This window comes from Corynebacterium sp. CQ3829_602738, from assembly GCF_054478435.1.
In genome coordinates, this window is sequence record NZ_CM137003.1 from 1,270,856 (window position 1) to 1,285,477 (window position 14,622).

Sequence of the window (14,622 nt, forward strand, 5' to 3'; positions counted from 1 at the left end):
AGATCGCTAGCATCGTCACCGTGTTGCCTGCCCTGACCCGCTCCGTCGCCCGCCTGAGCGCACCCGGCGGCGGCTACTGCTCGGGCGCACTCATCGCCCCCGACATCGTGCTCACCTGCGCGCACTTCTTCCGCGAACGCCCGCACACGGGGGCGCAGGTGCGTATCGACGGCTCCGTGTTCCCCGTCGACAGCCTCCACACCATGCCTGGCACAGATGTGGCGCTTGTTCGTCTGCCCGAGCGGGTGGATGCCACCCCGTTCGTGCTCGGGCCGTCGCCGCGCCCGCTGTCCCGCACGCTCACGCTCGGCTTCGGCGGCCAGGCCCGCAGCGTCCAAGCCCGGCCGGGTGTCTACCTGGGAACGCTGCCGGTGTCCTGGTCCAGGAAGCGCGTGACTCGCGTCCGGCCCGCTGGCCTGGTGTACGCGAACCCGCCGGCGGTGAAGGGCGATTCCGGCGGGCCTGTGCTGGTCGGCGGCAAGGTCATCGGGGTGCAATCCCTCATCCTGGATCCGCGGGGCACCAACCTGCGGATCGCCACCGTGTCGCTGTGGCCGCGGGGGCTGGCGCGGCCGCTGCGCCGGCTTTAGTTGCCGATGGCCACCACGCCGCGGCGGATCGCGTCCACGGCCCGGTTGGCGTTGTCCCGGATCTGGTCCGAGTAGCCGGTCTTTTTGATCTGCTCCAGCAAGTCGATCACCTGGCGGCACCAGCGCACAAAGTCGCCCGGGGTGAGCTCCGCGCCGGATTCCGCAGCGGCGGCCAGGGCGTAGCCCAGCGGTGCTCCGGCGGTCCACTGGTGAATGGATAGGCAGAACCCGGGATCCGGGAGTCGGGTTGCGGGCAAGTTGTGGCGCTGCTCGTCGGAGACCAGCTCGCCGTAGATGCGCATCGTCTCGTTCATCGCGTCGGCCATGGCGTCGGTGGCGGCCTCTGGGCTGCCGCCGGTGGCGCGGCGGTTCTCAAACACCACCATGGAGGCCACGCCGGCCAACTCGGCAGGATCCAGCTCGTCCCAAATTCCGCGCTTGAGGCACTGCGCCACCAAGAGATCGGAGACGTTGTGGATGCGGGAGAGGCGCTCGCCTTCGTCGGTGACCTGCGGTTCGCCGTCGTGAAGCTCGACGTAGTCCATCTCCGTGAGCAGCCCGATGATGCGCTCGAAGGTGCGGCCCAGCGAGTCGGTGGAGGTGTCCACGCGGCGCTCCAGCTTGGCCAGTGCCCGCTCTTCGCGGACGATCTCCTGGGCGGTGCGGGCCAACAGCTCCCGGTCCGCCGCCGGCCAGTCGTGCACCGGGTGGTTGCGGATGGCCTCGCGCAGCGCGGTGATCTTCTTATTCGGCCGCACCCGGGACTGCTCGCGCAGGCGCTTCGGGGCGTCGAAGTGGCCGCGGTGTAACAGACTCGCCACCTTTCGGGCGTGGCGGCGCGGCTGGTCCTGCATGTGGCGCGGTACCTTGATGCGGCCCACCACCAGCGGCGGGTTCTTGAACGTCGCGGCGTCGATGCGCCCGGACCAGCCGCGCTCTGTGGTCACCCAGGGGCGCGGGTCGTGCGGCTTGCCCGCGGGCTGCACCACGGCGGCAAGCTCCGGCTTGCGCTTGCTGGGCAGCGCGATGACCTGGCCCACCTGCAGCGAGCCGAGGATCTTGATGGTTTCGGTGTGCCGGCTGTTCAGGTGGTCGTGGCGGGCCTGCTTCTCCTCCTCCGACAGGTCTCGGCGCAGCTGCGAGTACTCGACCAGTTCGGCGGCTGCGTCGTCGCTAGGCGGAGCGAACGCGGAGATGTCGCGCTCGAGCTTGGTGCGCAGAGAGCGCACCTTCTGCTGGAGCCTCTCGATGTCGCGCACCTCGCCGACCACCGAGCGGTCCGTCTGGAACTGCGCGAAGGACTGCTCGATCAGGCGGATGGAGTCGTCGAAGCCGTTCATGGCCAGCATGTTGATGGCCATGTTGTAGCCGGGCTGGAACTGGGAGATCAGCGGGTAGGTGCGTGTGGACGCCAACCCCGCCACCTGGTGCGGGTCCATCGCGGGTGCCCACTGCACCACGGCGTTGCCGATGTGGTCGATCCCGCGGCGGCCAGCGCGGCCGGTGAGCTGGGTGTACTGGCCCGGGGTGAGGTCCACGTGAGCCTCACCGTTGAACTTGACCATCTTTTCCAGCACCACGGTGCGCGCCGGCATGTTGATGCCCAGCGCCAGCGTCTCGGTGGCGAAGACGACCTTGACCAGCCCGCGGACGAACAGCTGCTCCACGATGTGCTTGAACGCGGGAAGAAGCCCTGCGTGGTGCGCGGCGAACCCGCGTATCCAGGCGGTGCGCACCTGGCGGAAGTTCAGCACCTCCAGGTCCTCTTTGGGGATACCGTCCACGCCTTCGTCGATAATCTGCTCGATCTCCGCGCGCTCCTCGGGCGTGGTCAGTTCCTTGCGCGAGCGCAGGCATTGGAACAGCGCGCCGTCGCAGCCCGCGCGGGAGAAGATGAACACGATCGCCGGAAGCATGTCCTGGCCCTGGAGGGCGGAGACAACCTCGGGCCGGCCGACGGGGCGCACCTTGTCCTGGCCGCGCGAACGTCCGCTGCGCGAGCGGGAGCGAAAGCCCCTCCCCTCCTCGAAGTCGCGGCGGCCCTCGTCGGAAGAGCCCGCCTCGATGCGCTCGATGGCGTGCTCGAGGCTGCGGTTGACCCGCCCGTCCGTGCCCGGCTCGAACAGCGGAAACATCTTGCGGCCAACCATCATGTACTGGCTCAGCGGCACGGGGCGGTGCTCGGAGACGATGACTTCGGTGTCGCCTCGGACCGCGTCGAGCCATTCGCCGAACTCCTCGGAGTTGGACACGGTGGCGGACAGGCCGATCAGGCTGACGGAATCGTCGAGGTTGAGGATGATCTCCTCCCACACCGCACCCCGGTCGCGGTCCGCCAGGTAGTGGATCTCGTCCATCACCACATGCGTGAGCCGATCCAGCTGGGGCGACTCCGCGTACAGCATGTTGCGTAAGACCTCGGTGGTCATCACAACGATCTCGGCAGAGCCGTTGATGCTGGTGTCGCCGGTAAGCAGACCCACCGCATCTTCGCCGTGCTCGGCGACTAAGTCGTGGTACTTCTGGTTGCTCAGCGCCTTAATCGGCGTGGTGTAGAAGCACTTCGTGCCGCGGTGCAGAGCGAGCGCGACAGCGAACTCGCCGACGATAGTTTTGCCCGAACCGGTGGGCGCGCACACCAGCACGCCGCGGTCCTGCTCCACCGCCTGGCAGGCCTGGAGCTGGAAGTCGTCGAGGGCAAACGGCTTCGCCTCGGCGAACTCCCGCAGAAACGAAGTACCAGGATCGGGGGAAAGCATGCCCCCTACAGTACGTCCCGGAAATCTGCTCCGCCCGCGTAGCCCCGCGGCGAGGAATTCTGCTGAGCTTCCGGCGCGCGCTGCACCGGAGCCGGGCGCTCAATCGGCTCCGCACCGATGCTGCTGGCGCGGCCCACTGGCGTCGGCGCCTCAATCGGGCCGGAGGCTTCCTCGTCGTCCAGATTCATCCACTCAGGGCGCACGCGCTTTTGCTTGCGGTCGTTCCAACGGCAGAACTGGAAGGCCATCTCCACCAGCAGGCAGATGGAGATAGCCAGCGCCACCATGGAGAACGGGTCCTGGCCCGGCGTCATCACCGCAGCAAAAATGAAAATACCGACAATGATAAGCCGGCGCTTGTCCTTGACGTGCTCGTAGCGCAGGATGCCCAGCAGGTTGAGCATGATGATGATCAGCGGCACCTCGAAGCTCACGCCGAAGATGACGATGAGCGCGAGGAGGAAGTTGTAGTACTCCCCACCGGTCAGCGCGGCGACCTGAAACTCGCTGCCGATGGTCATCAGCACGTACAGGCCCTTGTCCAGGACGAAATACGCGAGAACAGCACCGGAGACGAACAGCACCACCGCGATGGTGACGAAGCTGAACGTGTAGCGCCGCTCATTTTTGTGCAGTCCGGGGGTGATGAAGTTCCAAATCTGCATCAGCCACACCGGTGAGGCGAGGACAAGCCCGGCGAGCGCGCCGACTTTCAGACGCAGCATGAACATCTCAAATGGGCTGGTGGCCAGCAGGCGGCATTCGCCGTCGCCGGTGAAATCCGCCCGGAGCTCGGACGGCAGGTTGCAGTAGGGGCCGCGGATGATCTCGCCCAGCGGCATCATGCGCGGCGGGGCGGCTTGGTACCAGATGAAACCAATGATGGTGCCAACCACAATGGCGGCCAGCGAAATGATGACGCGGCGGCGCAGCTCCTGGAGGTGCTCCACCAGCGACATCTCGCCGGTCGGGTTCTTCTGTTTCTTCGGCCTCTTGGGGGTCTTCGTGCGTGCCATCAGGCAGACTTAGCGCGGATTGTTCTCCGGGCGCTCCCAGAAGTCCGCCTCCTGGGCAGCGCTGCGGGTCTCCTGCGTCGGCGCGGCGTCGATCTGACGCTGCTGCGCCGGGGTTTCCGCCCCGTCTTCGTTGCGCATCTCCTTGACCTCGGACTTGAAGATGCGTGCGGAGCGACCCATGGAACGCGCCAGGTCCGGCAGCTTGTTCGCGCCGAACAGCAGCAGCACGACGAAGATGACGATAATGAGTTCGGTCCATCCAATGTTTGGCATGGGTTGTCCTTTCCGAAAACGGTCTAACGCGCAGATTAGTCTAACGCCTCGAGCCCGCGATGCACGCGGGACATGGCTTCGTCGGCGAGTGCTGCTGGTTCGACGATGCGCACCCGGTCAGCCTGACTCAGGCAGAAGCGCACCAACCAGTCGTCGCTGCCGTAGCGCATCGTGGCGGGGATCCACTCCCTTGGCGCGCCAGCATGCTCCGGGGCATTGTCCAGCTCGATCTCCCAGTAGTCAGCCAGCCAGGTCGCGTCCGGGTGGATCAGCAACTTCGCTTGTGCTCGATCGGCCATGCCGAACGGGTCCGCGGGATCGAAGTCAGTGTCGAAGTCGGTGGCGACCGAAGGGGCGTCGAGAAGCTCGGCGCTTTGGATCCTGTCCAAGCGGAACGTACGCATCTTGCCGTGCTGCGCGGCGTGGAGGTAGGTCGCCCCGGATTGGTGGAACAGGCTCGCGGGGTCAATTTCGCGCTCGGTGACTGTGTCCGAAGACGCCGAGTAATACGTGATGCGCAGCTTGCGCTTGGTCGCCAGCGCTTCGGCGACGGTGCCGGCGACACCCGCCTCACCGGTGTGTTCCGCGTCGCCGACCGCCTGCGATTTGGTCACCGCGCGGATCTTTTCGGCGGCGGTGCGCACGGCGCGGCCGTCCACAAGTCCCGGCATGGTTTCCAAAGAATCCAGCAGGATCAACAGCGCGCTAGCTTCCGCGGGAGACAGGCGCAGCGGCGTGGTCATCCCCTGGTCGTCTTTGATGTTGACGCCCTTCCAGGAGTACTCCAGGTCGATCATTTCGCCCGGCCCGGTGCCGACGCCGGAGAGGAACAGCAGCTCGAAATCGTCGCGCACCTGCATCGGGTCTGCGCCCAGGTCGCGGGCGATCTCCATCGGGGTCAGCCCCGGGTGGTTCGAGGAATAGGCCAGCAAGTTGAGCAGGCGCACGACGCGCTCTTGGCGCTTGAAGTCCACAGCCATCAGTTCTCCCCTTCCAGCGCGGTGCGCAGCAGCTTGACGACGTCCTCACGGACCTCCACCGGCTCCACCGCCACCACGTTTCCGGCGAGGCTGGCGATGGTGCGCACGGCCCAGTCGCGGTCCACGCCGCGCAGCGTGATGGCGTCGGTGGCGGTGGCGCCTCCGTCCGCCTCCCCTTCCGTGCCGACTTTGTAGGTACGTGTGCCGCGCTGAGCGAGCTCCTCGCCGGTGCCATGGGTGACGGTGACGGTGGCGTCGATAAGCTCACCGCGAAGTGTTTCCTCCACCAGCGCCTGCAGGTCGCCGGCGCGCTCGTGGAACGCGTCCGAGTGGCGCACCTTCTTCAGCCGGGAGACCTTTTTTAGGCGGAACACGCGCACGTCGTCGCGGTCGATGTCGTAGCCGACGAAGTAGGCGCGGTTGTTCAGGGAGACCACACCCCACGGGTCGGCCACGCGGCGCTCCGGGTCCTTGCCGGGGGCGCGCACGAAGTCGAAGGAGATGCGCTGCTTGGCTTGGACGCACTTCACGATGGCGCGCAGCGTGTCGGGGCGCAGCTGGAAGATGTCGTTGGACACGCTCATCAGCGCCGGCGCGTCCATGGAACGCGTCGCCCCAGAGGCGGCGAGCTTGGTCCAGCCTGAGCGGGCGAACTCGCCGAGGGAACCCGGCTTGCTTAGGTCCGCGGCGAGGCCCACGACGGAGGCCTCCTCGGCGGTGAGGTCAACTGCCGGCAACTCGTAGAGGTCCTTGACCACCCACACTTCGCCGTCCTGGTAGCGCGCGGGCACGCCGAGGTCGCGCAGCTCACGCACGTCGCGCTCAATCAGGTGCGCGGCGGCGTCGCGGGTGCGGCCGCCGTAGCCGTCCACGTGCTTCTGCACCCAAGCCACGTCGCGTTTTGCGGGCGAGGCCAGCAGGGCAAACGTGAGCCCGACCTGGCGCACGACCATGTCGTTGTCGTTGGCCACCGCGACCTACCCTTCTTCGGTTTCCTGCGCCCGCACCCAACTGATCAGGTCGGCTGCGGCGTCGTCCGTGGTAGCGAACGGGTCCTGCAGCTCCACCGTGCGGGGTTCCGGGCGGTTGACCTTCAAGTGCACCCAGTCGACATTATGCGCAAGGCCACGCTCGCGCACGGCGGAAAGGAACTCGCCACGGATGGCGGCGCGAGTGGTCACCGGCGGGTTGTCCACCGCCTGCTCGATGGCCGCCTCATCGATCCAGCGCGCCGCCAGTCCTTTGCGCTCGAGCAGATAGAACAGGCCGCGCTGCGGGTTGATGTCGTGGTAGGTCAGGTCGATCTGGGCGAGCTTCGGGTGGTCCCAGCCGCAGCCGAGCCGGTCCTTGAACTGGGTGAGCAGCTTGCGCTTAATCACCCAGTCGATCTCCGTGTCCACGCCCGAGAAATCCTGCGTGGCAATGGCGTCGAGCACGCGGGCCCACAGGTCCACCACCCGGGCCATCTCCTCGTTTGGCGTGCCCTCGTCCGGGCGCTGTGTGAGCCAGCGCTTCGCGGCGGCGAGGGTGCGCTGCTGCACCTCGAGCGCGGTGACGGTGCCGCCCGCTGCAAGGGTGAGTTCGGTGGCGCCCGTGGGGTCGGCGGCGATGTCGCGGATGTGCGCGATCGGGTCCGCAAGCTCCATGTCCGGCAGGTCGAAGCCGGCCTCCAGCATCTCGATGACCAGCAGCATCGAGCCGACCTTGAGCGCGAAGGTGGGCTCGGACATGTTGGAATCGCCCACGATCACGTGCATGCGGCGGAAGCGGTGGGAATCCCCGTGCGGCTCGTCTCGGGTGTTGATGATCGGCCGGGTACGCGTGGTGGCCGAAGACACACCCTCCCACACCTGGTCCGCGCGCTGGGAGATGACGAACTTGTCGCCTGCGATCTTGCCCGCGCCGCAGATGAGCTGGCGCGTGATCAGAAACGGCAGCAGTTGCTGGCCGAAAGACTTCAACGCGAGCTCGCGGCTGATCAGGTAGTTCTCGTGCGCGCCGTAGGAGTTTCCACGTGAGTCCACGTTGTTTTTGAACAGGTAGGTCGAGCCGGCAAACCCGTCGTTACGCAGCGTCTCATCGCACTGCTGCGACAATCGGTGGAAGATCCGCTCCCCCGCCTTGTCGTAGGCCAGAAGCTGGCTCAGCGAGTCGCACTCTGCGGTCGCGTACTCCGGGTGCGAGCCCACATCCAGGTACAAACGCGAGGCGTTAGCGGTGAACACGTTGGAGCTGCGGTGCTGCGACACCACCGGGCGAAACAGGTAGCGTGCGACCTCCTCGGGCGTGAGCACCTGGCGCGAGCCGTCGTAGGCGACCACGCCGAACTCCGTTTCCACGCCCATGATGCGGCGCGGGTAGCTGGTTGCCAGCTTACTGCCCGCCCTTCTGCACAAAGGACTTCACAAACTCCTCCGAGTTGGAGTCCAGCAGCGCGTCGATTTCGTCGAGCAGATCGTCGGTGCCGGAGGCGTTGATCTGGGCCTGGCCGGCAGATTCCGCGGCGACGTCCTCGCCGTGGTTGTCCCCGCCGCCACCGGAAGCGTGTGTCTGTTGCGTAGCCATAGATGCAACCTTAGCGCTCTGGAGCCAGCCCCAGGCCGGAAAGCAGCTCGCGTGTTGTCGCAGACGTTTCAATCAGCTCGCCCACGTCCGCCTTGGTGTGGCTGCCCAGCAGGTCCAGCGGCACCCGGTAGAGCTGCCCGTCCACGGTGAACAGCATGGACTGCCAGTTCGAGGCTGTTAGGTCCTCGGCGAACTTTTCGCCCGCGCGACCCCGGAAGTACGCGCGGGTGTCCTCCGGCGGGTGTGCCGCGGCGCGCGCGATCTCCTCCGCGCTGACCATCGTGCGCATCGCTCCCTTGCGCACCAGCGCGTGGTACAGGGAGCTTGCGGGGTCGATGTCCGCGTACTGCAAATCAATCGCCTGCAGCTTCGCCTGCGTCGCCCCGCGCTGCTCAAACCTGCGCACCAGCGCCCACTTCGCCGTCCAATCCAGCCGGTCGGCGGTGGACAGCGGGTCGCGCTCCAGGTCGTTGAGGACCTCGTCCCACATCTCGAGCACTTGCTTATCGACGTCGCTCCGCCCGTCACACCTTCTCCTGTATTCACGGAGGATGGAGATCGCGGTCAACCTTTGGCCGTCGAGAAGCTCGAGCTCGTATTGCAGCGTGGGGTCGTGGCTGACCGTCTTAATCTCTTCGACCGGGCTTTTCAGTCGCAGATCCGAGAAATCCACGCCGGCCTCGATCGCGTCGAGCACGAGCGAGGTCATGCCGAGTTTGAGGAAGTTGGAGAACTGGCTCATGTTCGCGTCCCCCACGATGACGTGCAGGCGGCGGAAGTCCTCCTCCGGTGCGTGCGGCTCGTCGCGCGTGTTGATGATGCCGCGGTTGAGCGTGGTCTCCAGCGAGACCTCCTGCTCGAAGTAGTCCGCGCGCTGCGAGATTTGGAAGCCGGGCTTTTCCGATTCCTGGCCGATGCCCACGCGTCCCGCACCGATGATGACCTGGCGGGTGACGAAGAACGGGATCAGCGCCTGGGTGAGGATTTCGAAGTTGGTGTGGCGCGAGTACAGGTAGTTCTCGTGGCTGCCGTAGGAGCGGCCCTTGCCGTCGACGTTGTTTTTGTAGAACTTCAGCGGCGGGCATGGCTCGTGCTTAGCCAGCACAGAGACCTGCTGCTCCCACAGTTCGCGTATGCACGCGGCGGCGTCGTTGAGGACGATGTCGCCGGCCGCGTCGTAGACCATCGCGTCAAACGCGTTCGAGCACTCCGGGCTGGAGTACTCCGGGTGCCCGTGGTCGACGTAGTAGCGGGCGCCGTTGGTGGTGACCACGTTGGCCACTCCGATCGCGTTCGCGTCCACGACCGGCACGCTGCGGTAGCGCTGCAGGTCGAAGCCGCGCGTGTCTTTCAGCGGGGCCTCTTCCGCGTAGTCCCAGCGGGTGCGGGCCTGGGTGCGCAGCGCCGCGTAGGCAACCACCGCGTGCGTGGAGGTCACCAGCGGGCTGATCTGCGGATTATCCGGGCTGGTGATGCCGTATTCGGTTTCGGTCCCCATGTATCGCAACTGGTCACTACTCATAACCAAATCAGAATACGTGACTGAGATAAGAGATTGTTACGTATTGCAGTACTGCCCGCTAGCGGCGCCCTGTGCTACGATTCTTTTGCACGTGCATATCTGTCGAAAGCACGTCATCCACAAAGCCTTGAAAGGACATCGAACATGAAGACGACTAGGCATCGTATTTTCGCCGGCCTGACAGCAGCTCTAGTCGGTGCAACTTCCCTCTCGCCTATTTCGGACGCGTCAGCCAGCGCTGGCGTATCAACAAACCCATTTCAATGGTCTGATGCACCCACTGCGTGGGTGACCGATGATTCGTACAATGGTGAAGGGGCCGTGCGCAATAAGGATGGCGCGGGAATTGCGCCGTATGCTTTTCGAGAAAGTGGGGCTCCGGGAACCTGTCGTTTAGTCGTTTGGGATATCGGTTGGGACCAGTCTAAGAATTGGCTGGGCATCCAAGGCGGTAGAGAAAATTGTGCAAACAACAGTGCTTTCTCTTTGGAGCTCCGCAAAGATCTTACCTGGTGGCCGGATCCAATCATTGGATCTGTGACGGGCGTGAATAACCAAATAGTTCGAGCTTTCGGTGCATGCCAGGGGTCCGGTAACTATTACGGCAGGGTGGCGAGCAACACAGGGAACTCGTTGCGTGGAGATAACTCCGGGGCGTGCCGATAAGTAAGAAGGAAGCTCCTTGATCCGCACCAACTCGCTGAGCAAGACTTTCAGGTCCCGCACCGGCACCACAGAAGCGGTCAAAGACGTTTCCGTGACGTTTCCGTCTGGCCTCTCCGCCCTGATAGGCGGAAACGGCTGCGGAAAGTCTACGCTGATTCGCCTGTTATGCACGATTGAAAAACCGACCCGAGGCGGGTTTTCGGTCAATGGTTCCGAAATCGCAGGGAGAGCGTTAGTTAACTATCGGCGTCGCATCGGTTATGTACCCCAAGATGTACATTTCGCCTCGACTATGACGTGCCGAGACGCCCTTTCCTACGCAGGATGGGTTGCAGGGCTTGATAGACAAACCTATCTGCGGCGAATCCCGGAAGTTTTGGATTTGGTCGAGCTTCCTGAAATAGAGAATTTCAGAGTCAGCAATCTTTCTGGAGGACAAACGCGACGCGTTGGAATTGCTGCTTCTCTAATCCATTCGCCGGACATTCTATTTTTGGATGAACCTACCGCGGGTCTCGATCCGCAAGCCAGGATTGAGGTGCGGCGTCTCCTTAATCGCCTCAAAGATAGCGCAACAATTATTCTCTCCACGCATCTGCAGGATGATCTCGAGCATGCGGCCGACAACGTGGTTGCACTCCACAACGGTCGCGTCGCGTACGAGGGTGCATGGGATCGACTAAAAGCCGTATCGGCAGACAATTTTTCCTCGGTGTCAACCGATCCCCTAGAACGCGCCCTCGCTTACGTGGCTTCGAAAAGTTAGATCAGGGATTCAAACTTATGATCGCTAGAAAACTCGGATCACCAGTGCTCATGGTGCTCGGCGTTCTTCAGGTTGTATTCAGTGTTGGGGTTTCCTTTTGGGAGACCTCTAAACTGTTGCAATTCTCATACCCGCGAACTGCGGATATCGCTGAAGCGCTTCGGTCTGTAACCGCCTTATCCTGTTTTGGACTTGCAATCATCGTCTCCTACAACGTGGCAGCGTTAGCTTCTCCTCGTGTAGGAACAGCCAACTCACTTGGCCGGTACCCGCTGAAACTGCAGGTTCTCTTCTTGACCCTCACCCCAGCATTAATTACGGCCGTGTCAATATCGCTTGGGGCCCTGCCTACTTTTATCGATGCTGTCGTTAAAAGCGCAGCCGGATCGGTCTGGATTCCGCTGGTGGTCGTGGTCAGCACTGCTTTTCTATTCACCGTTGCTGCGCTGTCGACTTTAGTTGCGCTAGCTTTTCGCAAGTTCCATCCAGTTGTCTCCTCATTAATTTCAATTATTATCGCCTACTTTGTCGTCGTGTTCGGTGCTAACAGCGATAGGACGTGGGCAGTCGCTCCAATTGTGTTACAGGCGGTTGATCCGACCGATCTCACTGAGCCCCGAAACCTGGTAATCGCCTTGGGTGTAAGCGTTTGCCTCGCACTGGTAGCTGGTGGACTTCTTTTGTTGGCTGCTGGTGCTTCGAAAAACGTTAGTCTTAGCGGAGTAATTGCTATTATGGCGATTGTCGGTGTTGCAGGTCTGTTGCAGGCAGCTGCAGGTCCCGTCGCGATCGTCGATCGAGACTCTTGCGCATTCTCGTCGGGCGGCTCAGAGATTTGTGTGGATTCGGCCGATGAGCCCGGGCTTGAGCAGATGACTCGTGATATCTCCGCCCTCGAAGAATATTTACCGGACGGGGTAAGACCGAGGAAACTCGCCAGTATTTCGGCTTACCGGATCAAGTCCGGGGACCACGGTTACCAACAGTTTACGACCGCCGGCGAAGATCGGCGCCTAGACATCAGTGGGCTTCTTCTCGACGAGCTAGGAATCGGGTCATGCACAGATCCGACGTCCGAAGGAGCCTTTGTGATCGACCGGATTGGGGTTTATATCACTAAGCGCACTGGTGTTTATTCCAAGAGCGTTGAGAACAATGGTGCTTTCTACCAAAGTGTTTCCGCGAGCGGTGAGGCGGATCCAGCACCGAAGGACGTTCTGTCTTCCCTTGAACACAGTGTGGTCGACAAAAATATAGCGAAAAACTGGAGAGCAATCGTGTCCTGTCAAGCTACATGGGAAATGTTGACGGAGGAGTCCTAGGTCAATCATTGACCATCGTTTAATTGCTCAGAGGTAGCCCGATGCCGATCCGTAGTATTCTCTTGTCCACCCCGTGGCACGTCATTTGCCTTTTGGGGGCATTTTGCGGAGTAATGATTCGTTTAGTTCGTGGGATAACGTTTGAGGTCGGAGGCAGTCCCACTGAGCCCTTTGTCATTACAGCTGCCGAGCTAGTTTCGCTTCTTTTCGCTTTGACCACGGTTGTGCTTTTAACACCTTCGATGCCTCACATTGATCTGCGGAGACGACGGGCTCAGTGGTTATCAGTATTTAGACAAACCGTTGGTGCGATGATGGTCGTGATTGTCGCCTATTTCGCCTCGATCCAGATCAATGTTGCTTATCATCTTCAGCCGGGGACCGATTCCGCCGTCAGCCCGGAGAGCGAATTGATTATCAACAACAGTGTGTTGATATTCGCTGCAGGTGGAATGATGATCACGCAATGGGGAAAATCATTGGGGGTCACAGCCACTATTGTGCTATGGGCTACATGTAATGCACCGTTGGTATTCTTCACCAACTTCACCCCATGGCCCTTTGCGGTTCTTCTAGGTGAAGGTCCCTGGTTTTCTCTGGAACATGTGGCGGCTACCGGGCTGGTGTTAATAGCAAATTTCTTAGTGCAGTTCCGCGTTGCTGGAGCTGGAGCTTTCGCGATTCGAGCGGACAGATAGATGCCAACGCTCAAGAAGGAAGGTCTTCTTCCCCAGTCATAAAAATGGCTGGGGGCGAAGTGTTCGTCAGATGTAGGTTGCAGAGCACGGGCGTGCAACGATTTCCATCTCAGGTGGATAGTCGAGGAAGAAGAGATGCGTTACCAGCCGCGCTCGGCCAGGCGGTGCGGCGCCGGGAGGTCGGCGACGTTGATGCCCACCATCGCCTCGCCCAGGCCGCGGGACGCCTCGGTGACCACCGCGATGTCGTTCCAGTTCTTCGTGGCCTTCACCACGGCCTTCGCGCGGGCCTCCGGGTTGCCGGACTTGAAGATGCCCGAGCCGACGAACACACCGTCCGCGCCGAGCTCCATCATGAACGCGGCGTCCGCCGGGGTGGACACGCCGCCGGCGACCAGCAGCGGCACCGGCAGCTTGCCGTTCTCGGCCACCTGCGCGACCAGCTCGTACGGCGCCTGCAGCTCCTTGGCGGCAACGTAGAGCTCGTCGCGGTTGTTGGCCCAAATGGCCTGCAGCGCGGCGATCTCGCTGGTGATCTTGCGGATGTGCTTGGTGGCCTCGGAGACGTCGCCGGTGCCGGCCTCGCCCTTAGAGCGGATCATGGACGCGCCCTCGTTGATGCGGCGCAGCGCCTCGCCGAGGTTGGTCGCGCCGCAGACGAACGGCACGGAAAAGCCCCGCTTGTCAATGTGGTTGACGTAGTCCGCCGGGCTGAGCACCTCGGATTCGTCGATGTAGTCCACGCCCAGGTGCTCGAGGATCTTCGCCTCCACCGCGTGGCCGATGCGGGCCTTGGCCATGACCGGGATGTCGACGGTGTCGATGATGCCCTCGATGAGGTCCGGGTCGGACATGCGGGCCACGCCGCCCTGCGCGCGGATGTCGGCGGGCACGCGCTCGAGCGCCATGACGGCGGATGCTCCCGCGTCCTCGGCGATCTTCGCCTGCTCGGGCGTGACCACGTCCATGATCACGCCGCCGATGAATTTCTGGTTCAACTCTTCTGCCTTAGACATACTGCTTAGTCTGCCTCGCCAACTGGTAGATTCCAAGTGCCAGTTCTATTTAGTTTCTTTGGACCAGTTGATGCTGCTGCACATCGAACGCGACCACCCCACCCCCATTCCCGCTCAGATCGCCGCGGGCATCCGCGACGCTGTCGCCAGCGGGGCGCTTTCGCCTAACGACGCCATCCCGTCCACCCGCGCCCTCGCCGAGCAGCTCGGTGTATCACGCGGCAGCGTGGTCACCGCCTACGACCAGCTCGAGGGCGAGGGCTACCTTCTCTCCCGGCAAGGCGCGCCGACCCGGGTCCACCCGGATCTCACTGTCGTGGTTCCCCTTGTTGCGACCGGCTAGTTGGTAGCGGTGTGGTGACTTTCGGGTAGCGGTTCAGTGGGTTTCCGGTAGCGGGGTTGGCGGTGGCGGGTGATGCTTTCGGGTGGTTGCACCACAGGGGTGTAGC

14 protein-coding genes are annotated in these 14,622 nt (G+C 63.0%); 5 read left to right on the top strand and 9 right to left on the bottom strand.

The features are described from left to right. The first annotated feature begins 20 nt into the window (after positions 1-20). A complete protein-coding gene (locus ACX1NL_RS06160) occupies positions 21-590 on the top strand; it encodes a trypsin-like serine peptidase (protein ID WP_458898875.1) in 570 nt (189 codons plus the stop codon). Here the strand turns inward: ACX1NL_RS06160 and ACX1NL_RS06165 are convergent. From ACX1NL_RS06165 to dop, 8 genes are all read right to left on the bottom strand, one after another. After that, positions 587-3,349, bottom strand: a complete 2,763-nt coding sequence (locus tag ACX1NL_RS06165) for a DEAD/DEAH box helicase (RefSeq protein WP_458897644.1) — start codon at positions 3,347-3,349, stop codon at positions 587-589. The two genes, ACX1NL_RS06160 and ACX1NL_RS06165, sit on opposite strands and share 4 nt — an antisense overlap. A 5-nt stretch (positions 3,350-3,354) precedes the next feature. Beyond that, complete coding sequence (gene tatC, locus ACX1NL_RS06170; protein ID WP_458898909.1) at positions 3,355-4,308, bottom strand: twin-arginine translocase subunit TatC; 954 nt, start codon at positions 4,306-4,308, stop codon at positions 3,355-3,357. Positions 4,309-4,374: 66 nt separating this feature from the next. Next, the gene (gene tatA, locus ACX1NL_RS06175) at positions 4,375-4,638 is read right to left on the bottom strand and encodes a Sec-independent protein translocase subunit TatA (protein ID WP_181888418.1); all 264 of its coding nucleotides are present in this window, start codon (positions 4,636-4,638) and stop codon (positions 4,375-4,377) included. A 35-nt stretch (positions 4,639-4,673) separates the two neighbouring features. Further along, on the bottom strand, positions 4,674-5,618 hold the full coding sequence (locus ACX1NL_RS06180) for a helix-turn-helix transcriptional regulator (RefSeq protein ID WP_458897645.1): 945 nt from the start codon (positions 5,616-5,618) through the stop codon (positions 4,674-4,676). Further along, on the bottom strand, positions 5,618-6,589 hold the full coding sequence (locus tag ACX1NL_RS06185) for a helix-turn-helix transcriptional regulator (RefSeq protein WP_458897646.1): 972 nt from the start codon (positions 6,587-6,589) through the stop codon (positions 5,618-5,620). The genes ACX1NL_RS06180 and ACX1NL_RS06185 overlap by 1 nt, the downstream gene beginning before the upstream one ends. Positions 6,590-6,595: 6 nt before the next feature. Beyond that, positions 6,596-7,963: a Pup--protein ligase gene (pafA, locus tag ACX1NL_RS06190; RefSeq protein ID WP_458897647.1), complete on the bottom strand. Its 1,368-nt coding sequence runs from the start codon at positions 7,961-7,963 to the stop codon at positions 6,596-6,598. Between the two features lie 28 nt (positions 7,964-7,991). After that, positions 7,992-8,183, bottom strand: coding sequence for a ubiquitin-like protein Pup (locus tag ACX1NL_RS06195; RefSeq protein ID WP_293829334.1), 192 nt, complete (start codon positions 8,181-8,183; stop codon positions 7,992-7,994). A 10-nt stretch (positions 8,184-8,193) separates the two neighbouring features. After that, positions 8,194-9,681 (bottom strand): depupylase/deamidase Dop, encoded by a 1,488-nt coding sequence (dop, locus tag ACX1NL_RS06200; protein WP_458897648.1) that lies wholly within the window; start codon positions 9,679-9,681, stop codon positions 8,194-8,196. 706 nt (positions 9,682-10,387) lie between these two features. On the opposite strand from dop, the gene ACX1NL_RS06205 reads away from it, so the two are divergent. The 3 genes from ACX1NL_RS06205 to ACX1NL_RS06215 all read left to right on the top strand — a co-directional run bounded on the left by ACX1NL_RS06205 (position 10,388) and on the right by ACX1NL_RS06215 (position 13,157). After that, entirely contained in the window at positions 10,388-11,137 is a 750-nt protein-coding gene (locus ACX1NL_RS06205; protein WP_458897649.1) for an ABC transporter ATP-binding protein, read from the top strand. Positions 11,138-11,154: 17 nt separating this feature from the next. Then, the gene (locus ACX1NL_RS06210) at positions 11,155-12,459 is read left to right on the top strand and encodes a hypothetical protein (RefSeq protein ID WP_458897650.1); all 1,305 of its coding nucleotides are present in this window, start codon (positions 11,155-11,157) and stop codon (positions 12,457-12,459) included. Positions 12,460-12,770: 311 nt separating this feature from the next. After that, positions 12,771-13,157 (top strand): hypothetical protein, encoded by a 387-nt coding sequence (locus tag ACX1NL_RS06215; RefSeq protein ID WP_458897651.1) that lies wholly within the window; start codon positions 12,771-12,773, stop codon positions 13,155-13,157. Between the two features lie 140 nt (positions 13,158-13,297). Here the strand turns inward: ACX1NL_RS06215 and pdxS are convergent, their stop codons facing one another. After that, complete coding sequence (gene pdxS, locus ACX1NL_RS06220; RefSeq protein ID WP_458897652.1) at positions 13,298-14,173, bottom strand: pyridoxal 5'-phosphate synthase lyase subunit PdxS; 876 nt, start codon at positions 14,171-14,173, stop codon at positions 13,298-13,300. A gap of 70 nt (positions 14,174-14,243) precedes the next feature. Here pdxS and ACX1NL_RS06225 point away from each other — a divergent pair, with 70 nt between their 5' ends. After that, positions 14,244-14,516, top strand: coding sequence for a GntR family transcriptional regulator (locus tag ACX1NL_RS06225; protein ID WP_458897653.1), 273 nt, complete (start codon positions 14,244-14,246; stop codon positions 14,514-14,516). The last annotated feature ends 106 nt before the right edge of the window (positions 14,517-14,622 follow it).